General features: G+C 72.4%; 22 protein-coding genes. 12 read left to right on the forward strand and 10 right to left on the reverse strand.

The genetic code is table 11. The features are described from left to right. Positions 1-13 precede the first annotated feature (13 nt). Both ACIQE0_RS12440 and ACIQE0_RS12445 read right to left on the reverse strand, forming a co-directional pair. Positions 14-580, reverse strand: coding sequence for a DUF4870 domain-containing protein (locus ACIQE0_RS12440; protein ID WP_402331125.1), 567 nt, complete (start codon positions 578-580; stop codon positions 14-16). A 128-nt stretch (positions 581-708) separates the two neighbouring features. Further along, a complete protein-coding gene (locus ACIQE0_RS12445) occupies positions 709-1,314 on the reverse strand; it encodes a rhomboid family intramembrane serine protease (protein WP_366336176.1) in 606 nt (201 codons plus the stop codon). A gap of 115 nt (positions 1,315-1,429) precedes the next feature. On the opposite strand from ACIQE0_RS12445, the gene ACIQE0_RS12450 reads away from it, so the two are divergent. After that, positions 1,430-2,149 (forward strand): UbiX family flavin prenyltransferase, encoded by a 720-nt coding sequence (locus ACIQE0_RS12450; protein WP_402331127.1) that lies wholly within the window; start codon positions 1,430-1,432, stop codon positions 2,147-2,149. Here the strand turns inward: ACIQE0_RS12450 and ACIQE0_RS12455 are convergent. Further along, the gene (locus ACIQE0_RS12455; RefSeq protein WP_366336180.1) at positions 2,146-2,280 is read right to left on the reverse strand and encodes a hypothetical protein; all 135 of its coding nucleotides are present in this window, start codon (positions 2,278-2,280) and stop codon (positions 2,146-2,148) included. The two genes, ACIQE0_RS12450 and ACIQE0_RS12455, sit on opposite strands and share 4 nt — an antisense overlap. A gap of 125 nt (positions 2,281-2,405) precedes the next feature. Between ACIQE0_RS12455 and ACIQE0_RS12460 the strand changes: the two genes are divergently transcribed. From ACIQE0_RS12460 to ACIQE0_RS12480, 5 genes are all read left to right on the forward strand, one after another. Then, on the forward strand, positions 2,406-2,864 hold the full coding sequence (locus ACIQE0_RS12460) for an Lrp/AsnC family transcriptional regulator (protein WP_366336182.1): 459 nt from the start codon (positions 2,406-2,408) through the stop codon (positions 2,862-2,864). Between the two features lie 177 nt (positions 2,865-3,041). Then, positions 3,042-4,205: an aminofutalosine synthase MqnE gene (gene mqnE, locus ACIQE0_RS12465; RefSeq protein ID WP_366336246.1), complete on the forward strand. Its 1,164-nt coding sequence runs from the start codon at positions 3,042-3,044 to the stop codon at positions 4,203-4,205. Between the two features lie 42 nt (positions 4,206-4,247). Then, entirely contained in the window at positions 4,248-4,772 is a 525-nt protein-coding gene (locus ACIQE0_RS12470) for a GNAT family N-acetyltransferase (protein ID WP_366336184.1), read from the forward strand. 97 nt (positions 4,773-4,869) lie between these two features. Beyond that, positions 4,870-5,157, forward strand: a complete 288-nt coding sequence (locus ACIQE0_RS12475; protein ID WP_366336186.1) for a DUF4229 domain-containing protein — start codon at positions 4,870-4,872, stop codon at positions 5,155-5,157. Positions 5,158-5,589: 432 nt separating this feature from the next. Next, positions 5,590-6,954, forward strand: coding sequence for a dicarboxylate/amino acid:cation symporter (locus ACIQE0_RS12480; protein WP_366336188.1), 1,365 nt, complete (start codon positions 5,590-5,592; stop codon positions 6,952-6,954). A 98-nt stretch (positions 6,955-7,052) separates the two neighbouring features. Here the strand turns inward: ACIQE0_RS12480 and ACIQE0_RS12485 are convergent, their stop codons facing one another. Further along, positions 7,053-7,991 carry an alpha/beta fold hydrolase gene (locus ACIQE0_RS12485; protein WP_402331130.1) on the reverse strand — a complete coding sequence of 313 codons (939 nt, stop codon included), beginning with the start codon at positions 7,989-7,991 and terminating at the stop codon, positions 7,053-7,055. Positions 7,992-8,178: 187 nt separating this feature from the next. Here ACIQE0_RS12485 and ACIQE0_RS12490 point away from each other — a divergent pair, with 187 nt between their 5' ends. Further along, positions 8,179-8,862: a TetR/AcrR family transcriptional regulator gene (locus ACIQE0_RS12490; protein ID WP_402331132.1), complete on the forward strand. Its 684-nt coding sequence runs from the start codon at positions 8,179-8,181 to the stop codon at positions 8,860-8,862. 271 nt (positions 8,863-9,133) lie between these two features. Here the strand turns inward: ACIQE0_RS12490 and ACIQE0_RS12495 are convergent, their stop codons facing one another. From ACIQE0_RS12495 to ACIQE0_RS12505, 3 genes are all read right to left on the reverse strand, one after another. Further along, a complete protein-coding gene (locus ACIQE0_RS12495; protein ID WP_366336194.1) occupies positions 9,134-9,445 on the reverse strand; it encodes a hypothetical protein in 312 nt (103 codons plus the stop codon). Positions 9,446-9,457: 12 nt separating this feature from the next. After that, a complete protein-coding gene (locus ACIQE0_RS12500) occupies positions 9,458-9,595 on the reverse strand; it encodes a hypothetical protein (RefSeq protein ID WP_248013013.1) in 138 nt (45 codons plus the stop codon). 639 nt (positions 9,596-10,234) lie between these two features. Beyond that, positions 10,235-10,438: a cold-shock protein gene (locus ACIQE0_RS12505; RefSeq protein ID WP_366336196.1), complete on the reverse strand. Its 204-nt coding sequence runs from the start codon at positions 10,436-10,438 to the stop codon at positions 10,235-10,237. Between the two features lie 248 nt (positions 10,439-10,686). On the opposite strand from ACIQE0_RS12505, the gene ACIQE0_RS12510 reads away from it, so the two are divergent. Then, positions 10,687-11,583, forward strand: a complete 897-nt coding sequence (locus tag ACIQE0_RS12510; protein ID WP_402331135.1) for a menaquinone biosynthetic enzyme MqnA/MqnD family protein — start codon at positions 10,687-10,689, stop codon at positions 11,581-11,583. Positions 11,584-11,649: 66 nt separating this feature from the next. Here ACIQE0_RS12510 and ACIQE0_RS12515 read toward each other — a convergent pair whose 3' ends face one another. Continuing rightward, the gene (locus ACIQE0_RS12515) at positions 11,650-12,798 is read right to left on the reverse strand and encodes an alpha/beta hydrolase (RefSeq protein ID WP_402331137.1); all 1,149 of its coding nucleotides are present in this window, start codon (positions 12,796-12,798) and stop codon (positions 11,650-11,652) included. A gap of 155 nt (positions 12,799-12,953) precedes the next feature. Between ACIQE0_RS12515 and ACIQE0_RS12520 the strand changes: the two genes are divergently transcribed. From ACIQE0_RS12520 to ACIQE0_RS12535, 4 genes are all read left to right on the forward strand, one after another. After that, positions 12,954-14,915 (forward strand): serine/threonine-protein kinase, encoded by a 1,962-nt coding sequence (locus ACIQE0_RS12520; RefSeq protein WP_402331139.1) that lies wholly within the window; start codon positions 12,954-12,956, stop codon positions 14,913-14,915. A gap of 120 nt (positions 14,916-15,035) precedes the next feature. Next, positions 15,036-16,235 carry a cyclic dehypoxanthinyl futalosine synthase gene (mqnC, locus tag ACIQE0_RS12525; protein WP_366336204.1) on the forward strand — a complete coding sequence of 400 codons (1,200 nt, stop codon included), beginning with the start codon at positions 15,036-15,038 and terminating at the stop codon, positions 16,233-16,235. Positions 16,236-16,376: 141 nt separating this feature from the next. Beyond that, the gene (locus ACIQE0_RS12530) at positions 16,377-16,970 is read left to right on the forward strand and encodes an imidazolonepropionase-like domain-containing protein (protein WP_402331140.1); all 594 of its coding nucleotides are present in this window, start codon (positions 16,377-16,379) and stop codon (positions 16,968-16,970) included. A 301-nt stretch (positions 16,971-17,271) separates the two neighbouring features. Beyond that, a complete protein-coding gene (locus ACIQE0_RS12535; protein ID WP_366336207.1) occupies positions 17,272-17,973 on the forward strand; it encodes a demethylmenaquinone methyltransferase in 702 nt (233 codons plus the stop codon). Between the two features lie 205 nt (positions 17,974-18,178). Here the strand turns inward: ACIQE0_RS12535 and ACIQE0_RS12540 are convergent, their stop codons facing one another. Further along, complete coding sequence (locus ACIQE0_RS12540) at positions 18,179-19,033, reverse strand: serine hydrolase (protein WP_366336209.1); 855 nt, start codon at positions 19,031-19,033, stop codon at positions 18,179-18,181. A 305-nt stretch (positions 19,034-19,338) separates the two neighbouring features. Then, entirely contained in the window at positions 19,339-19,461 is a 123-nt protein-coding gene (locus ACIQE0_RS12545) for a hypothetical protein (RefSeq protein ID WP_366336211.1), read from the reverse strand. Positions 19,462-19,687: the final 226 nt, after the last annotated feature.

Raw genomic sequence — 19,687 nt, forward strand, 5'->3', positions numbered from 1 at the left:
GGCGCCTGGCCGCTCAGCCCTTGCTGAGCGGCCAGGCGATCAGCCGCGGATAGTTCCACAGCTCGCCCTTGTTCGCCTTGACCGTGGCGACGACGGCGCAGACGACGCCGGATATCGCGTAGGCCGCCATGACCAGCGCGACGGTCGCCAGCGGCACGACCAGCCCCGGAGGGGGCTCGCTGTCGTCGCTGCGGTGGTCGGCCGCCGCGAAGGCGAGCGCGCTGCCGAAGTAGAGCACCATGCCGAACGCCGCGACGATCGCCTGGGTGATGCCGAAGTTCAGCGCCTGGGTGGCGTGGTGGCGGAGGTAGGGATCGTGCCGGCGGCGCCCGTCGTTGCGGATCGCCAGCGGGGCGATCCAGCCCAGGAACCCGCCCAGGCCGCAGAACATCGAGCCGGCGGTGATGGTCAGCAGCGTGCCGAGGTGGGCCCACATCGCCGGGGCCCTCGAAGGACCCTGCGGCGGCTGGACGCCGTAGCCGTAGCCGGGGCCGGCGGGGTAGCCGTAGCCGGCGGGCGGGGGAGGGGGCTGCTGCCAGCCGGAGGGCGGGCCGTATCCCGGCTGGTGGTGGTCCGACATGGTGCACTCCCCCGTATCCGCAGCGCCGTGGTGCCGTGCCGGCGCGGCGCGCCGGGCCTGCCGGGGCGGGGCCCGGCCGGGGCCGCCGGTCCGGGCGCCAAGGCCGGACCGGGACGACGCAGCCGAGATTACGGGACGGGTCTGACAACGGCGCCGGCCGTCCGCGCCGCCTGCCCCCGCCCGCGCAGCACGAACGCCGCCAGCACCCCGCCGACCAGCCCGAACAGATGGCCCTGCCAGCTGATCCCGCTGTCGGTGGGCAGCGCGCCCCACAGGATCGAGCCGTAGACCAGGCCGACGCCCACCCCGATCCCGATGTCCAGCGCCTTGCGCTCGATGAAGCCGCGCACGAGGAGATAGCCGAAGAGCCCGAAGACCACCCCGGAGGCGCCCGCGGTGTTGCTGTGCGGGGCGGCGGTCAGCCAGACGCCCAGACCGCTGACGAGGATGATCAGCAGGGCCGCGGCGAGGAACCGGCGGATGCCGCTGCGCAGCGCGGCGACGAAGCCGAGCACCAGCAGCGGGAGGGTGTTGGCCGCGAGATGGCCGAAGCCGAAGTGGAGGAAGGCGGCGGGCACCACGTCGAGCAGCTCGGCGGGCTCGCGCGGCTGGATGCCGAAGGTGTCGAGCGCGTTCCCGCTGACGGTGTCGATGCCCTCCAGGACCCAGAGCAGCGCTACCCAGCCCAGCATCAGCAGGAGCGCGGGCCTGGCCCGTGCGGTCCGCGGTGTCATCTCCCGCCCCTTCGTCGTCTGTCACGTCAACGTTTCGGCGCGTCCGGCGGCGTACCGGCGCAACGGTAGTAACGGTCGTGACGGCCCTGGTGGTTCCGCCGGATAGGCTCGATCCGTGGAGCCGCCGCACAACAACACCAGCAAGCAGGACCCGGGCCGCCGCCCGTGGGTCGTGGGAATCTCCGGCGCGTCCGGGACGCCGTTCGCCGCGTCCGTGCTGCGCGGACTGCTCGCGGCCGGGGAGGCGGTGGACCTCGTCGTCAGCCGGGCGTCGCGGTTGACCCTGCTGGACGAGACCGGGATCGCCTTCCGCGACGCGCACTGGCGCAGCGACCTGCGGGAGTGGCTGGCGCGCGGCGCGGACGGCAAGCCGGACACCTTCCGGGTGACCGAGGAGATGCTGGCGCGGGTGCGGCACTGGCCGGCCGGGGACCTGGCGGCGGGACCGTCGTCGGGGTCGTATCCGGCCAAGGGGATGCTGATCGTCCCGGCGAGCACGGCGTGCGTGGCGGGGGTGGCGCTGGGGCTGTCGAAGGACCTGCTCCAGCGGGTGGCGAGCGTGACGCTCAAGGAGCGGCGGCCGCTGGTCGTCGCGGTGCGGGAGACCCCGCTGAACGGGGCGACCCTGAAGCATCTGGTGGCGCTGGACGAGGCGGGCGCCGTGGTGCTGCCCGCCTCTCCGGCGTTCTACGCGGGTGCGACGCACATCCAGGATCTGGTGGACTTCGTCGCGGGCCGGGTGCTCGATGCGGCACAGGTGCCGCACGGGCTGTACCGGCGGTGGGAAGGGGAGCTGGGGGGCGGCTCCAAGGGGGAGGCCCCCGAAGCTCGTTAGCGCTTCTTGGCGGCGGCGCGGCCGAGGCGGCGCCGGGTCCGCGAGGTGGCGGACTGCTGGGCGGCACGAGAACGATTGGCCTGGTCCTGCATCTCACGCATGCGGGCGTAGGCCATCTCGATCGAGTACACGGTGACAACTCCTGTTGAAAGATCGTCCTTGATCATTCTAAATGAATCACAGGGCGGGAGCCCTGTATGCCTTAGATTCTACATGCAGAACGCGGAAAAGCGGAAAGATTGGAAGGCTTGAGGGCATGGACGCGGTGGATAGGCAGCTCATCCAGGCACTTCGTGAGAACGGCAGGGCCTCCTACGCGGAACTCGGCCGGCTCGTCGGCCTCTCCGGCCCCAGCGTCACGGACCGGATCAACCGCCTCGAAGCGGCCGGAGTGATCACCGGCTACCGGGCGACGGTCGACGCCGCCCAGCTCGGGCTCGGCGTCACGGCCCTGGTCGGCATCTCCCTCTCGGACGCCGCCGACCACGAGGACGTCGCCCGCCGGCTCAAGGACCTCGCCGAGATCGAGGACTGCTGGTTCATCGCCGGCGACGACTCCTACATGCTCAAGGTCCGGGTCGGCGACGTGGACGGGCTGGAGCGCACCATCCGGCGGCTGTCCGGCACCAAGGGCGTCTCCCGTACGCGGACCACGATCGTGCTCTCCACCAAGTGGGAGAACCGCGTCGGCGAGCTCCCCGAAGAGGTCGACTGACCCCGGTGGCACCGGCGGCGGGCGGGGGTCGGGGCGGCTCCCCAGGGGCCTCCGCCCGCCGCGGGACCGGGGGAGTAGGCTCGACCAAGCCCGTTTTTCGCAGGAAACGGCCGGCGTTTCACGGGAGACGGCCGGTGACACACAGAGATGGTGGGAGGCGACCCGATGGCGGCGTCGATGGATGCGGGCCTCAAGCGCGAGCTGGAGGAGAAGGTCCACGCCGGGGAGCGGCTGACCCGCGAGGACGGGATCGCCCTCTACGAGTCCGACGACCTGGCCTGGCTGGGCGGCCTCGCGCACGAGGTGCGGACCCGTAAGAACGGCGACGTCGTCCACTTCAACGTCAACCGCCACCTCAACATGACGAACGTGTGCACCGCGTCCTGCGCGTACTGCTCGTTCCAGCGCAAGCCGGGCGAGAAGGACGCGTACACGATGCGCATCGAGGAGGCCGTCCGCCTCGCCAAGGCGATGGAGAACGACAACCTCACCGAGCTGCACATCGTCAACGGCCTGCACCCGACCCTGCCGTGGCGCTACTACCCGCGCTCGCTGCGGGAGTTGAAGCAGGCGCTGCCGAACGTCTCCCTCAAGGCGTTCACCGCCACCGAGATCCACCACTTCGAGACCATCTCCGGCCTGTCCGCCTCCGAGATCCTCGACGAACTGATCGACGCCGGCCTGGAGTCGCTGACCGGCGGCGGCGCCGAGATCTTCGACTGGGAGGTCCGTCAGCACATCGTCGACCACGCCACCCACTGGGAGGACTGGTCGCGGATCCACCGCCTCGCCCATGAGAAGGGCCTGAAGACGCCCTGCACCATGCTCTACGGGCACATCGAGGAGCCCCGCCACCGCGTGGACCACGTCCTGCGGCTGCGCGAGCTCCAGGACGAGACCGGCGGCTTCCAGGTCTTCATCCCGCTGCGGTACCAGCACGACTTCGTGGACATGCAGGACGGCAAGATCCGCAACAAGCTCCAGGCGCGGACCACGATGGCCACCGGCGCCGAGGCCCTGAAGACCTTCGCGGTCTCCCGGCTGCTCTTCGACAACGTCCCGCACGTCAAGGTGTTCTGGGTGATGCACGGCGTGCAGACCGCCCAGCTCGCCCTCCAGCACGGCGCCGACGACATGGACGGCTCGGTCGTCGAGTACAAGATCACCCACGACGCGGACAACTACGGCACGCCGAACAAGCTCACCCGCGACGACCTGCTGGAGCTGATCCGCGACGCCGGCTTCCGCCCCGTCGAGCGCAACACCCGCTACGAGACCATCCGCGAGTACCCCGGCCCCGACGCGGAGCGCCGGGAGACCCCGCAGGCGATGCGGCTCTGACGCCGGGCCCGGCCCCGCCGGGCCCCCGGTAGGGTCCGCTCCATGAGCCTGCGCTTCGAGCCGGACCCCGCCCTCACCCCTGAAGTCGGGGACGGGATCCGCGCGTTGTGGGCGGACGTCGCCAACGCGGGCGGCGCGGTCGGCTTCGTGCCGCCCGTGACCCCCGAGGATGTCCGCCCCGACTTCCTCCGCCACCTCGCGGCCCTCGCCGAGGGCCGCGAGCGCCTGCTCATCGGCCGGGACGCCGACGGCCGCGTCGCGGCCACCGCGTTCCTCACCTTCAACCGGCACCGGATGTCCACCCACTGGCTGTGGGTCTACACCGTCATGGTCCACCCCGCCCTCCAGGGCCGCGGTGTCGGCCGCGCCCTGATGGCCGCGGTCGCCGACGCCGCCCGCTCCGTCGACGGGATCATCGGCCTCCGCCTCACCTGTCGCGGCGGCACCGGCCTGGACCGCTTCTACGCCTCCTGCGGCTACCGCGAGATCGGCCGCGCCCCGCGCGCGATCAAGCTCGCCGACGGCGACTTCCGCGACGACCTCACGATGTGGCTGGACCTGGACTGATGCGCCCGCGGGCCGGGGGTCCTAAAGATCACCGGGCGCGCTGTGCTTGACTGGAAGGCAGACCCTTTCGGTTGCCGTTGAGAAGAAGGTCCCGACCGTGAGTAGCCACCAGTTCGCCACGCTCCGCTACACCGCCCTTCGCATCGGCCTGTTCGCGGGCTGCTTCGCCGTGGTGTGGGTGCTGGCGTACTTCCGGATCATCCCGCTCGGCGTCGGCAACTCCAACACCGTCTGGATGCTGCTGCTCGCCATCGTCGTCTCCGCGCCGCTCAGCTTCGTGCTGCTGCGCAGGCAGCGGGACGCGATGTCCGAGCAGATCGTGGCCAAGGTGGACCGCCAGAAGGAGCGCCTCGCCGCCAACCAGAGCATGGAGGACGGCCTTTAGGCCCGTCCGCCGCCTTCCCCGGACTGTAAGACGCGTCACGTCGGCGCGCCGTCCGGCCCTCCCCTTCTTCCGGCGCCCGGTCCGCGGAGTTCCAACTCCCCGGACCGGGCGCCGTTTTGCGCGTTCCCGCCCGCTCCGTGACGGTTCGTCGAGCCGGATCCCGACTCAAAGATTTTCTTTGGGTTCCTCAAAGTTCAAGTGTTAACGTGTTTGGCATGAAGACAGCAGCTGCGCCCTCGACTCCCATGAGCGTCCCGCTCGTGGTGCGCCTGCACGTCGATCTTTGCCGCTGTCTGTCCGCGGCCTGTTGCCGCCGCTGACTGATCCCCCAGCGGCCGGAGATCCTGCCCGTTCGTACGGACCTCCTGGCGCCCGTCCACGCCGTCCCGACGCACCGCGTCCTCACGTCTTCCCGTCACCGGAGTGTGTCCGTTGTCCACGTCTGCCCAGACTTCCGCGCCCGCCGAGGCGCCCCAGACCCCGAAGACCTCCCGCATACCCAAGATCCCGTTCTGGGTGCAGATCCTGGCCGGCCTCGTCGTCGGCGTCCTGCTCGGCTGGGTCGCCAAGAGCGGTGACGTCGGCTGGCTCGGCACCACCCTCCAGCACATCGGCGACCTCTTCGTCCAGCTGCTGAAGCTGGCCGTCGCCCCGCTGGTCTTCTTCGCGATCCTGGTCTCGATCACCAATCTGCGGCAGGTCAACAACGCCGCCCGGCTGGCCACCCGCACCCTGCTGTGGTTCATGGTCACCTCGCTCATCGCGGTCGCGATCGGCCTGGCGATCGGCCTGCTGAGCAACCCCGGCGCGGGCACCGGCCTGACCCCCAAGGACGGCAAGCTCCCCCAGCACACCGGCTCCTGGATCGACTTCATCACCGGCATCGTCCCCACCGACGTCATCACGCCGTTCACCGAGCTCAACGTCCTGCAGATCGTCTTCATCGCGGCCGTCGCCGGCATCGCCGCGCTTCAGCTCGGCGACAAGGCCGAACCGGTCCTCAAGATCAGCCGCTCCGCCCTGGAACTCCTCCAGAAGGCCCTGTGGTGGGTCATCCGCCTCGCCCCGATCGGCACCGTCGGCCTCATCGGCAACGCCATCGCCACGTACGGCTGGAACCTCATCGGCAAGTACGCGACCTTCACCGTCGACATCTACGTCGGCTGCGCGCTGGTCCTCTTCGGCGTCTACCCGCTGCTGCTCTGGAGCGTCGCCAAGGTCAACCCGCTGCAGTTCTTCCGCGGCGCCTGGCCCGCCATCCAGCTGGCCTTCGTCTCCCGCTCCTCGGTCGGCACCATGCCGGTCACCCAGAAGGTCACCGAGCGCCTCGGCGTGCCGAAGGAGTACGCCTCCTTCGCGGTGCCGTTCGGCTCGACGACCAAGATGGACGGCTGCGCCTCGATCTACCCGGCGATCGCCGCGATCTTCATCGCCCAGATCTTCGGCGTCCACCTGAACATCACCGACTACGTCCTGATCGTCTTCGTCTCGGTCATCGGCTCCGCCGCCACCGCCGGCCTCACCGGCTCCACGGTCATGCTGACCCTGACCCTCTCGACGCTGGGCCTCCCCCTGGAGGGCGTCGGCCTCCTCATGGCCATCGACCCGATCGTGGACATGATGCGCACCGCCACCAACGTCGCCGGCCAGTCGGTCATCCCGATCCTGGTCTCCGCCCGCGAGAAGATCCTGGACCGCGAGGCGTACGCCCACGCCACCAGCATCAGCATCGGTGACACCCCCGCCGAGGCCGCCCGGCCGGCCGCCGAGCGGGAGCCGGCACCGGTCGCGGCCTGACGGCCACCGGCGCGCACGGGCCCGATCCCCTGCGCGCGCCGCAGCGCCCCCGCAGCCCGAGGAGAACGGGCCGCGGGGGCGCTGTCGTACCCGCCTGCCTACTGCTCCTCCCGGCGGGGCTCCGCGCGCGCTCCGGTGTGGGCCAGGATCGCGTCGGCCAGCGGTCCGTGGACCTCCGGCGGCAGCGCATGGCCCATCCCCGGGACCTCCACCAGGTGCGCGCCCCCGATCGCCTGCGCGAGGTGCTGCGGGTGCGGCGGCGGGAACACCGGCTCGGCCGGTGCGCAGACCACCAGCACCGGCACCGCGTTCCGCGCCAGCTCCTCGGTGCGGAGCATCCCGCTGTCGTCGGCGCGCCCGTGGGCGGTGCCGACGCGGTAGTGCCCGGTGTGCGCGATGACCCGGCGCTCCAGCTCGCGGTGGTACGCCTCGTCGAACGGCAGCCGGCCGCCGGCGAGGACCCGCCAGTGCGCGATCCGGCGCGCGATCTCGGCCTCCTCGCCGTGGTCCTCCACCGGCCGCGCCCACATCTCCAGCACCTCGGGCGCGATGCCCGGCAGCTCCGCCACCGGGACGATGCCGCCGTCGGGCCGGGTGTACGGGGCGGTGCTCAGCGCACCGGTGCCGATCACGGTGGCGCTGAGCAGCCGCTCCGGCCGGTCGGCGAGCACCATCTGCGTCAGCATGCCGCCCAGCGACATCCCGACGAGGTGCGCGCGGTCGAGGCCGAGCCCGTCCAGCACCGCGACCACATCGGTCGCGAGATCCGCGATCGGGTACGGCCGCTCCTCGAACGGCCAGGTGGAGCGCCCGGTGTCCCGGTGGTCGTAGCGGATCACCCGGTGGTGCGCGGCCAGCGCGTCCACCAGCGGCTCGGGCCAGCCGACGCCGGTGGCCTGCGCGCCCATGACCAGCAGCAGCGGGGGCGCGTCGGCGGGGCCGCGCTGCTCGGTCCACAGCCGGATCCCGGGAGCGACGTCGACGAAGCGCTCCTCGATGCCGGCTGGTGTCTGCTGCTGCGGTGCCGGTTGCGGCACGGGGACCTCCCGGGTGCGTGGCCCGCCGCCTGCGACGGCGGGCACGACGGACGTGCTTGACGAACCGTATCGTCTCGCCATGTCCGGAGAGCGTCAACCGACCAAGGTCGCGGAAGACGGAGATCGTAAACTTACTCCGCGGTAAATGCCGTGAAGGGGGCGGGAAATGGGAGGGGCCTCAAAAAGGGTGGGAGCTGCCAAGAGCAAGCGGGTGCCGCGGGCGATCCGGGAGCAGCAGATGATGGACGCCGCGGTGCGGACGTTCGCGCGGCGCGGGTACCGGGCGGCCTCCATGGACGAGATCGCCGAACTGGCCGGCGTCTCCAAGCCGTTGGTCTACCTCTACCTCAACTCGAAGGAGGACCTCTTCAGCGCCGTCATCCGGCGTGAGTCGGCCGCCCTGGTGGCGGCCGTGACCGCGGCCGTGGAGGCCGAGGCCGCCGTCGACCGGCAGCTCTGGAGCGGGCTGACCGGCTTCTTCGCGCACACCGCCGAACACCCCGACGGCTGGGCGGTGCTGCATCAGCAGGCGCGGGCGCAGGGGGAGCCGTTCGCGGCCGAAGTGGCCGCCATGCGCGCGGAGATCGTGCGGTTCGTGACCGGTCTGATCGCCGTCGCCGCGAAGGAGGCGGGCTGCGCCGGCGAGCTGGCCGACCGCGAGGTGGCGGGCCTGGCGCACGCCCTCGTCGGCGCCGCGGAATCGCTCGCCGATTGGGCCAACGCCGGTACGGCCGACGGCACTTCGGCCTCCCGCCCCTCGGGCGAGCACGGCCGGCCCACGGCCAGGGAGGCCGCCGCCACGCTGATGAACTTCGCCTGGGCGGGACTGGACCGCCTGATGGACGGCGAACGGTGGTCCGCGGGGGACTGAGGGGTCGCGTCGCGCTTCGAGGGGCGGTTGTGGCCCCGGTGGGGGCTGGGGCGGCCCGGCCTCCGGCCGTGCGGGCCTGGTGGCCTCGCCCTCGGGGCGCCGCCGTGCGGCCGCGGGGCGCCGCGCGCCCGTGAGGCGGCACGCCTTTACGAAAGGAAGACGCCCGGCTCTGTCGCCGTAGCCCTCCGCGCGTCAAACTGGAACCCCGTGTCACCTCTGTGGGGGAGGTGGCACGGGACCTGCCTGCCCTCCTGGCGGGCCGCCGGCCCTCTCACCGGGGCGGCAGCGCCACCGCGGTCTGCATCTGGCAGGAGTTGCACCAGAACGCCCAGCCGTTGGCGTCCACGGAGTCCGAACCGCAGGCCAGGCACGGGTCGCCGACGAAGCTCGCCGCGACCCACGCGCCGGCCGACGCGGCCCGCCGCCCCGCCGCCGTCCGCTCCTCCGCGTAGCAGGGAATGCACACGCCGCCCTCCCGGCCGGGCAGCTTCATCGGCCGCAACCCGCAGGCGGCGCACGGAAGCCTGCCGACGTACTGGGCGTCCAGGCCGACCGGCTTGCCGCTTCTGCTGAAGGCCGCCATGGTCTCCCTCCTCTATGCCAGGACGGTTCCGGTGCCGGCACAGCCGGAGCACTGCGTGGTGACCTTGTGGCCGCCAGGGGTCTCCCACTCGACGGTGCCCGCGCCGCCGCAGTCCGGGCAGGGCTTCTGCGGGGGCATGCTGTCGCTCATTCTGCCCACCGTAGAACCTGCCATGTGGCCGTGCGACCACTTTCCGTGATCAGGGCGACCGGCGCCGCAATCGGCGGGCGCGGGGGCTCGATGCCGACCGTTGGGCCGGTTTTTTCGGGCGCGGAAGAATTGGGGAAACCGTTGCCGTTGCCCGGGCTCCGCTGGGGCCCGCGGGGCGGGGAGGCCGCAGGCCAGGGCCGCTCGCGGCGCCGGCGGTGGTGCCCCGGCGGGAATGCGGAAGGGGTTTTCCGGGGCGGGAAATCGCGGAAATCCGTAATGCGGCCTTTTCGGGCAGGGGATTTCCCGGGCGTTCCCGCTGTGGGGAATTCTGCATTCCGTTTCAGCTGAGAGCGATCGCCGATGAAGCCCCGGAGGTCGGACCGGCGCGGGGGTGGCGTCGGGTGGTGGGGTCCGCCGCGGGGTGCCGTTCCGCGGTCGCGCGGCGGCCGGTATTCACCTGGTATTCATTTCCCGGCACGGCGGAGGCGGGGGAAGCGGGGGCCGTGCGGGAAAGCGGGCGGCGGCCGGGTGCGGGAAAGGCGGCACAAAAGGCAGGAGCCCCACTCTCCGCCCGAAGGCGGAGCGGGGCTCCTTGGGTACTGCTTATCGACCTGGTGGAGAGGGGTCGGAGCGGCTAGCTCAGACCGGGGTGACGTTCTCCGCCTGCGGGCCCTTCGGGCCCTGGGTGACGTCGAAGGTGACCTGCTGGTTCTCCTCCAGCGAACGGAAACCAGCGGCGTTGATCGCGGAGTAGTGGACGAAGACGTCCGGGCCGCCGCCGTCCTGGGCGATGAAGCCGAAGCCCTTTTCAGCGTTGAACCACTTGACGGTTCCGGTAGCCATGAGCCCTCCTTGGGCCAAAGGGTTGCCCTGCTCCAGAACCTGCAAAGGAGTCTGAAAACTACAAAAGCCTGCGGTCACATGCTCCGCAGGCTCTGTACTGCAAGGGAAACCAAACTGCAACTTGGCCTGAGCCTAGCATGGTGCGCTCCGGAGGTGGAAGAGCCGAAGATCACGTTTGGCCGCGCGGAGGAAAGGCCACACCCGGCCCCGGCGTCCGCCGCCGGAAGCGACGGGTCTAGCCTCCGCATGTGGACAATTCAACCTTCGCAGACGCACCCGCGGGAGCCGACGCAGACCACCGTCGCAGCCGGCCGCGAGTGGGCCACATCCAGTTCCTGAACTGCCTGCCCCTTTACTGGGGCCTGGCCCGTACGGGCACCCTCCTCGACCTGGACCTCACCAAGGACACCCCGGAGAAGCTCAGCGAGCGGCTGGTGCGCGGCGAACTCGACATCGCGCCGATCACGCTCGTCGAATTCCTGCGCGCCGCCGACGACCTCGTCGCCTTCCCCGACCTCGCGGTCGGTTGCGACGGCCCGGTCATGTCCTGCGTGATCGTCTCGCAGAAGCCGCTGGAGCTGCTGGACGGCGCCCGGGTCGCCCTGGGGTCGACGTCCCGCACCTCCGTCCGGCTCGCGCAGCTGCTGCTCGCCGAGAAGATCGGCGTGCGGCCCGACTACTTCATCTGCCCGCCGGACCTCGGGCTGATGATGCAGGAGGCCGACGCGGCGGTGCTGATCGGCGACGCCGCGCTCCGCGCCAATCTGCACGACGCCCCCAAGCTCGGCCTGGAAGTCCACGACCTGGGCCGGATGTGGAAGGACTGGACGGGGCTGCCGTTCGTCTTCGCCGTCTGGGCGGCCCGGCGCGACTACCTGGAGCGCGAGCCCGACGTCGTCCACAAGGTGCACGAGGCGTTCCTGGCCTCGCGGGACCTGTCGCTGGAGGAGGTCGGCAAGGTCGCCGAGCAGGCCGCCCGATGGGAGCACTTCGACGAGGAGGTGCTGGAGCGGTACTTCACCACGCTGGACTTCCGGTTCGGGCCGGACCAGCTGCGCGGCGTCACCGAGTTCGCCCGGCGGGTGGGGCCGACGACCGGCTTCCCCGCCGATGTGGCCGTCGAGCTGCTGGCGAACGGGCGGTAGCCCGCGCCGCGGGGCGGCTGCGAGGGGCCCGCGGCCGCCCCGCGGGCGGTCGCGGCCCCGGCCCGGCTACGGCGCCGGCGTCGGGCCGCGCAGGACCCGGCTGATGGCCTCCAGGCTCGCGTCCCGCATCCCGCGGACATAGCTGCGCGCGTTGTGGCCGCCGTCCTCGATGACGTGCAGGTGGGCATGGACCGGCCCCTTGGCGTACCGCTCGATGAAGCGCTCCAGGCCGGCCCGGCCGCGCTCCTGGGTGCCTATCTGGAACTGGAGGAAGACCTCCGGGCCGCCGGGACGGGCCGCCAGGCGCTCCGCCAGACGCCCCGGGTCGTTGGCCCGCATCTCCGCCTCGTGGCCCCGCCACAGGGGCGAGTCCGGGCGGGTGTCCGGACCGCTGGCGATCACCGCCTTGAAGCGGTCGGGGTGCGCCAGCACCTGCTTCAGGGCGACGAAGCCACCGGACGAGGACCCCATGAACGCCCATCCGTCCCGGGAGGCGAAGGTCCGGAAATTGGCCCTGACCAGGTCGGGCACGTCGTCGGACATCCAGGTGCCCATCCTCGGCTGCCCGGGGATGTCGCTGCCGTCGTAGTAGTGCCGGGCGTCCGCGTTGAGGACCGGCATCGCGACGATGAACGGCCTGCCGCGGCCCAGGGCCGCCAGGTCGGTGACGGTGCGCTGGAGGCTGAGTTCGGTGCGGCTCCAGTAGTTGGCGGGGTAGCCGTAGCTGCCGGGCAGGGCGATCAGGACGGGGAAGGCGCTGTTCCGGTAGCGGTCCTCGTAGTACTCCTTCGGCGCCCAGACCCAGACCTCCCCGGTGAAGCCGGACTTCCTGCCGCGCAGCGTGGTGACGCCGATCCTCGTGCCGTCGCCGAGCGTCGCGGCCGTACGGAAGGCGGCCTGCGGACCGGCCGGCATCCGGACGGCCGGGTCCACCGCGACCGCCGGCGCCGGGCCCGGGACGCCGTCGGGCAGGGCCCGGCTGAACGACATCGGTCGGCCGGTGTCGTTCAGCACGTCCAGGTACTTGACGGTCGGGTAGACGCAGAGGCCGACGACGGCCACCAGGCCGGTGAGGAAGGACATCCGCCACCGGGGGCGGGCGACCGGCCGCCCGCCCCGTGAACGGCCCGTGCGGGAACGGCCGATGAGGCCGCGTCGGCCGCTGCGGTACTCCCGGCGCGGGTCGTACGGGCGGTCCCCGGGGGTGTGATGCACGAGCGGTCTCCCGATGGACGGGCCCTGGGCCGGGGCCGGGCGGGCGGATGGTCGGCTTGCGCCCTGTTTGATGCGGAAAGCGGGGCACCGGGTTTCGGGAGTCCGGCATGACCTGGGTCATAAGCTGGGGGCCGCCGTCAGCAGGGGGAGGCGCCATGGAACCGTTGGCCGCGGACGACCCACGGGTCCTGGGCGGATACCGGCTGCTCGGCCGCCTGGGGGCGGGCGGCATGGGCCGCGTCTATCTGGGGCGCAGCGCCGGCGGGCGCACCGTGGCGGTGAAGGCCGTGCACGCCCAGTACGCCGCCGACGAGCAGTTCCGGGCCCGCTTCCGGCGCGAGGTCGCCTCGGCGCGACGGGTCGGCGGCGCCTGGACCGCGCCCGTCCTGGACGCCGACCCCGACGCCGCCGTCCCCTGGGTCGCCACCGGTTACGTGGCCGGCCCCTCCCTGGCAGGCGCCGTCGCCGACCACGGCCCGCTCGCCGACCACTCCGTACGGGCCCTGGGCGCCGGCCTGGCCGAGGCGCTCACCGCGGTCCACGCGCTGGGGCTCGTCCACCGGGACGTCAAGCCCTCCAACGTGCTGCTGACGCTCGACGGGCCCCGGCTGATCGACTTCGGGATCGCCCGGGCCACGGACGGCACCGTCTCGCTGACCTCCACCGGGGTGTCGATCGGCTCGCCCGGCTACATGGCGCCCGAGCAGATCGTCGGCAACGGTGCGGAGGCGGCCGCCGACGTCTTCTCCCTGGGAGCGGTACTGGCGTTCGCGGCCACCGGGACCGGCCCGTTCCCCGGGGACTCGTCCGCCGCGCTGCTCTACAAGGTGGTGCACGAGGAACCCGAACTGGGCCCGGAACTCACCGGCGGGCTGCGCGAGTTGGTGGCCGACTGCCTGGCCAAGGAGCCGGCCCGGCGGCCCACCCCGGAGGCGGTCGCGGCGCGGCTCGCGGGCGGGGGCAGCGGCGGCGCGGCCGCGCTGGTGCGGGCCGGATGGCTGCCCGGCTCCCTGGTCGAGCAGGTCAGCCGGCAGGCGGTGGCGCTGCTGGACCTCGACGCGGGGGACGCGGCCGGCGGGGACGCCGGGGCTCAGGGGGCCGGTGCGGCCGGTGTCGCCGCCCCCGAGGGCTCCGCCCCCTTCGGTCCGGGCGCCGCCGTTCCGGGTGCCGCCGGGCCGGTGGGCGGAACGGCAACGGGCGGTGGGCAGTTCGGGCCGCCGGACCCGTCGTACGGGGCCGGGGTGGGGACGGCGTCCGGGACGGTCTCCGGGCTGATCCCCTTCGACAGCCGGGCGCAGCACGGCGGACCCGGGGCGCCGACGCGTGCGCGTACGGGGACGGCCACGGGGGCCGGGGCGGCGGCGGCCGGCTCGCCCGCCGCCGCGGGACCCGTGCCGCCGCCCGGCCCGCCGCCGGCCGCCTGGCCGGTGGCCGGCGCCCCGCACCCCACGCCCCCGCCGCCGTCCGCACCCGCGTCCCCGCACCCGCCCGGCCTCGCCGATCTGCCGACCGGCGCCGCCCCGTCCCCGGCCGCCGCCTCCGAGGAACGGCGGATCGCGGTCACCGGTGCGCTCGGCGGCAAGGACCGGTCCCGGCGGATGAGCTGCACCCTGGTGCTCTCGGTGGCCGGCGCGCTGGCGGTCGCCACCACCACCGCGGTGGTCTTCTCCGTGTTCAAGGGGCCGGAGGGCGGCGGCGCCGCCGCCGAGCCGCCGTCCGACCACCGCCCGCCGGCCGGGCCCTCCGCACCGGACCAGGGCGCCGGCCGCGTCCCGAGCGGCTTCCTCGGCACCTGGAACGGCCCCGTCACCATGGCCAGCGGCATCCCCAACGGCACCATGAGCAGCACCATCAAGGCAGGCGCCAAGGGCGAGTTCGTCGTGCGGACGCTCTATGACGCGGTGCTGGTGCGCTGTCATTCCAAGGCGAAGCTGGTGTCCGCCACCGACGGCGAACTGGTGCTCCGGGAGAGCCCGGACGGCAACCAGGGGCCCGGCTGCACGGGCAACACCTCCATCGTGACGTACACCCTCGGCAAGGACGGCACGCTCACCTTCGCCTCCGACGACAAACGGGGCGGCACCCCGGGCGCGACCCTGACGAAGGGCGGCGGCTGAGAGGGCGGCGCCGCCCTCGGACCGGCCGCCAGCACCGCTGTCAGAGCCCTGGCGTAGGCTGGTTCAGGCCTTCGATCCGAATTGCCAGTCCGCCTGCCAGCCTCCGAAAGGGACGCCCCGGTGACCGAGAACGCCGACCTCCAGTCCGTACTCGACCGCGCCGCGCAGGGCGGCCGCATCACCCCGGAGGAGGCGCTCGACCTCTACCGCTCCGCGCCGCTGCACGCGCTGGGCCAGGCCGCCGACGCCGTCCGCCGCCGTCGCTACGCCGGTACGGAGCACATCGCGACGTACATCATCGAGCGCAACATCAACTACACCAACGTCTGCGTGACGGCCTGCAAGTTCTGCGCCTTCTACGCCGCGCCCAAGGACACCGCCAAGGGCTGGACCCGCGACCTCGACGACATCCTGCGGCGCTGCGCGGAGACCGTCGAACTGGGCGGCACCCAGATCATGTTCCAGGGCGGCCACCACCCGGACTACGGCGTCGAGTACTACGAGAAGCACTTCGCGGCCATCAAGAAGGACTTCCCGCAGCTGGTCATCCACTCCCTCGGCGCGTCCGAGGTCGAGCACATGGCCCGGATCTCCGGCGTGAGCGTCGAGGAGGCGATCCAGCGCATCCACGCCGCGGGCCTGGACTCCTTCGCCGGCGCCGGCGCCGAGCTCCTCCCCGCGCGCCCCCGCAAGGCCATCGCGCCGCTGAAGGAGTCCGGCGAGCGCTGGCTGGAGATCATGGAGATCGCCCACCGGCTGGGCGTGGAGTCGACGTCCACGATGCTGATGGGCACCGGTGAGACCAACGCCGAGCGCATCGAGCACCTGCGGATGATCCGCGACGTCCAGGACCGGACGGGCGGCTTCCGCGCCTTCATCCCGTACACCTACCAGCCCGAGAACAACCACCTCAAGGGCCGGACGCAGGCCACCATCTTCGAGTACCTGCGCATGATCGCCATCGCGCGGATCTTCCTCGACAACGTCGCCCACATCCAGGGCTCCTGGCTGACCACCGGCAAGGAGATCGGCCAGCTGTCGCTGCACTACGGCGCGGACGACCTCGGCTCGATCATGCTGGAGGAGAACGTGGTCTCCTCGGCCGGCGCCAAGCACCGCTCCAACCGCCAGGAGATCATCGACCTGATCCGCAAGGCGGGCCGGGTCCCGGCGCAGCGCGCGACGACGTACGAGCACCTGGCCGTGCACGACGACCCGGCCGACGACCCGGTCGACGAGCGCGTCGTCTCGCACCTCTCCTCGACGGCCATCGAGGGCGGCACCGCCCACCCGGAACTGAAGCTCGTCGACGCCGACTGACGCGTCCGACCGACGGGACGCCTCCGGGCGGCCACCCCGCCGCCCGGACCGCCGGCCCTCCCGACGCCGGCCACCTCAACGCCCCGCCGCCGTCACCCCGCACCGCAACGCCTCGCCCCCGCAACCCGCCACGGGAAACCCATGCTGACGCTCCACCGAGTACGGGCCGTCCGGCTCACCGCGGCCGAGGACGCCGAGCCGCTCCCCGGGTACGCGGTGGTCGTCGACGGCGACCGGCTGGCCGCCGTCGGCCCGTACGAGGAACTGCTGGCGGCCTACGGCACGGAGGGCTCCCCCGGCGGGCGGGCCCGGGTCCGGGAGTGGGACGGGACGCTGACCCCCGGCCGCCACGAACCGGACGGCGCGGCGCTGTTGGAGGCCGCCTACCACCCCGATCCGCGCGAGGCCGCCGAACTGGGCACCGAGCCGCTGACCGGCGCGGCGCTGGCCGCCCTTCCCCTGACCGAGACCCGCTGGGGCGCCAGCGCCCGGCGCGGCCTCCAGCGCCTGCTGGCCGCCGGGACCACCTCGCTCACCGGCCCGTTCACCCGCCCCGCGGTCCGCACCGCGGTCCACCGCTCCGGCCTCCAGGAGACCGACCGGACGAGCCCAGGGGCCCGGCGCGTCCTCGCCCCCGGCGCCCCCGGCGCCCCCGCCGACTTCGCCGTCTTCGCCCCGGACGGCAGCTGCCTGGCCACCGTCCTCGCCGGCCGCCTGGTCCACCGCCGCCGCTGACCTGCGACGTCCTCCGCTGCGCGCCGCCTCCTGCCGGGAGGGGGGCGAGCGGGAGGAGTGCGGGCGTGCGGCGTCAAGAACGCGTCAGGGCGGGCCGTTCGCACGTCAGGGCGGTGTCAACGGAAGCGGAAGGGGACGTTCAGGCCGGAAGGATCATGGTCGCGGGGACGGTCGTCGCCCGGCCGCCCGCGGTGCCGTGTGCACCGCTGGACCGCCCGGAATGCCAGAGGGGGGCATGACGGCCGTCCCCGACCAGCCGCCCGGTGCCGGGCCCCGGTCCCGCACGGTGGACAATGGCCGGGTGACCCGAGCATCCCTGGACAAGCAGCCGCACGAAGTCGCCGCGATGTTCGACGACGTGGCGGCACGGTACGACCTCACCAACGACGTGCTCTCGCTGGGCCAGGCGCGGCTCTGGCGCAAGGAGGTGGACCGTGCGGTGGCCGCGCGGCCCGCCGAGCGGGTGCTCGACCTCGCGGCCGGGACCGGCACCTCCTCGCTTCCGTTCGCGCGGGCCGGGGCCTACGTCGTGCCGTGCGACTTCTCGGTCGGGATGCTGCGGGAGGGCAAGAAGCGGCACCCGTGGCTGCCGTTCGCGGCGGGGGACGGGACCCGGCTGCCGTTCGCGGACGGGGTGTTCGACGCGGTCACGATCTCCTTCGGGCTGCGGAACATCCAGGACACCGATGCCGCGCTCGCCGAGCTGTACCGCGTCACCAAGCCCGGTGGGCGGGTGGTGATCTGCGAGTTCAGCGAGCCGACCTGGGCGCCGTTCCGGACCGTCTACACCGAGTACCTGATGCGGGCGCTGCCGCCGGTCGCCCGTGCGGTCAGCAGCAACCCGGACGCGTACGTCTACCTCGCGGAGTCGATCCGCACCTGGCCCAACCAGCCCGAGCTGGCCGCCCGGCTCCAGGGCGTGGGCTGGACCGAGGTCGCCTGGCGCAATCTGACCGGCGGGATCGTGGCGCTGCACCGGGGCACGAAGCCGGCCGAGAGCTGAGCCGCCGGCCGAGGCTGAGACGCCGGGCCGAGGTCGATTGATTGCGAAGGGCCCGTCCGCGGCCGTGGATTCACGGTTGCGGACGGGCCCTTGTGCATGCCCTGGGGCACGTGGGGTGTGTGGGCCTCCGGGGAGGAGCGCCGGGTGAGGGCGCTCCTGGTTGCCGGCGGTCGCCCGTCACCTCACGAACGTCCCCCGAGGCCCGTTACTTCTTGAACGCGTAGTCCATGAGCTTCTTGGCGTCCGCGGTGCGGTTGGCCAGGTTCGAGGAGGCGAGCACCGTGCCGATGACGGTCTTGCCGCCGCGGGTGGCGGCGAAGACCAGGCAGTACTTGGCCTCCGGGCCCGAACCGGTCTTCACGCCGATGGTGCCCTTGTAGCTGCTGAGCAGGTTGTTGGTGTTGGTCCACGACATGTAGCGGTAGCCGCCGTTGCTCGTCGTGACCTTCTGCTTGGTGGACTGGGTGCCCACGACGGTGCGGAAGGTGGAGAACTTCATCGCGTTGCCGGCGAGCTTGGTCAGGTCGCGCGGCGTCGAGTAGTTGGTGCCGCGCCCTATCCCGTCGAACGAGTCGAAGTGGGTGTTCTTCATGCCCAGGCTCTTGGCGGTGGTGTTCATCTGGCCGATGAACGACTTCACCCGGGCGTCGCGGGTCGAGCCGACGCCGAACTTGTCGGCCAGCGCGTAGGCGGCGTCGCAGCCGGACGGGAGCATCAGCCCGTAGAGCAGCTGACGGACCGTCACCTTGTCGCCGACGATCAGGCGGGCCGACGAGGCCCAGTTGTTTTTGACGATGTAGTCGCTGTACGCCTTCTGGATCGTGACCTTGGAATCCAGATTGAGGTTCTTCTGGGCCAGCACCACCCGGGCCGTCATGACCTTGGTGGTGGAACCGGTGGACCGGCGGGTGTCCGCGGCCTTGGCGAACAGCGTCGAGCCGGTGCCGTTGTTCATCACGAAGCCGCCGGGGGCGGTGATGCTGGGCGCCGGGAGGCTGGCGGCCTGCGCCTGGGAGCCGAACGCTCCGGCGGTCAGGACGGCTCCGGTGGTGACGGCCACGGCGGAAGCGCGCCGGATGCCCTTGATACCCCTGATGCCTTTGATGCCGATTTTCAAAGTGGATACTCCAAATACCCCTGCAGTGCGGCCACATGGAAGTGCCGCTGTTTCCTCAGACACGCGGGGTGCGGCGATGGATGTGTGGACGAAGGCCAGTTTTTCGTCAAGTCCCTCGGCGGGGGAGGACACGTCGGGACGTGGCGCCGGCGGCCGACGGCCGGCCAGGCACGCGTCGGCCGCCGCAGACCCCGCCCGCAGACCCCGCCCGCAGACCCCGCCCGCGGACCCCGTCGCAGCCCCCGCCCTCAGAGGTCCAGCCGAAGGCAGTGCGCCGTCCGGTCGCCGGTCGGGGCGGAGAACGTCTCCGCGTGGCGCATCCCCAGGCGGTGGGCCACCGCGAGCGACCGGGCGTTGCGGGGGTCCACCATCGCCACCACCTGGCGGACGCCGGCCGCCCGTACGACGTCCAGGGCCCGCTGGGCGGCCGCCGAGGAACTCCATCACCTCGGGGTCGTCGAAGACCCGGTGCCAGTGCAGTGCGTCCTCGTCGGTGGGAATCCGCAGTTCGACGGCGGGGAGGGAGCGGGCGGGCGCGGACGTCAGGGGACAACCCTTCAGTTTCCGATCGGCACGGCCCTCATAGACTGCCTGTGC

The sequence above is a fragment of the Streptomyces sp. NPDC093097 genome, assembly GCF_044754325.1.
GTDB lineage: Bacteria > Actinomycetota > Actinomycetes > Streptomycetales > Streptomycetaceae > Streptomyces.

Excerpts from the sequence above, each read along its gene's own strand:
- ACIQE0_RS12530 (WP_402331140.1), top strand. The coding sequence starts at position 16,377 with ATGCTGACGCTCCACCGAGTACGGGCCGTCCGGCTCACCGCGGCCGAG.
- mqnE (WP_366336246.1), top strand. The coding sequence starts at position 3,042 with ATGGATGCGGGCCTCAAGCGCGAGCTGGAGGAGAAGGTCCACGCCGGG.
- ACIQE0_RS12520 (WP_402331139.1), top strand. The coding sequence starts at position 12,954 with ATGGAACCGTTGGCCGCGGACGACCCACGGGTCCTGGGCGGATACCGG.
- ACIQE0_RS12505 (WP_366336196.1), bottom strand. The coding sequence starts at position 10,438 with ATGGCTACCGGAACCGTCAAGTGGTTCAACGCTGAAAAGGGCTTCGGC.
- ACIQE0_RS12460 (WP_366336182.1), top strand. The coding sequence starts at position 2,406 with ATGGACGCGGTGGATAGGCAGCTCATCCAGGCACTTCGTGAGAACGGC.
- ACIQE0_RS12495 (WP_366336194.1), bottom strand. The coding sequence starts at position 9,445 with ATGGCGGCCTTCAGCAGAAGCGGCAAGCCGGTCGGCCTGGACGCCCAG.
- ACIQE0_RS12545 (WP_366336211.1), bottom strand. The coding sequence starts at position 19,461 with ATGGTGGACCCCCGCAACGCCCGGTCGCTCGCGGTGGCCCACCGCCTG.
- ACIQE0_RS12440 (WP_402331125.1), bottom strand. The coding sequence starts at position 580 with ATGTCGGACCACCACCAGCCGGGATACGGCCCGCCCTCCGGCTGGCAG.
- ACIQE0_RS12470 (WP_366336184.1), top strand. The coding sequence starts at position 4,248 with ATGAGCCTGCGCTTCGAGCCGGACCCCGCCCTCACCCCTGAAGTCGGG.
- ACIQE0_RS12445 (WP_366336176.1), bottom strand. The coding sequence starts at position 1,314 with ATGACACCGCGGACCGCACGGGCCAGGCCCGCGCTCCTGCTGATGCTG.
- ACIQE0_RS12500 (WP_248013013.1), bottom strand. The coding sequence starts at position 9,595 with ATGAGCGACAGCATGCCCCCGCAGAAGCCCTGCCCGGACTGCGGCGGC.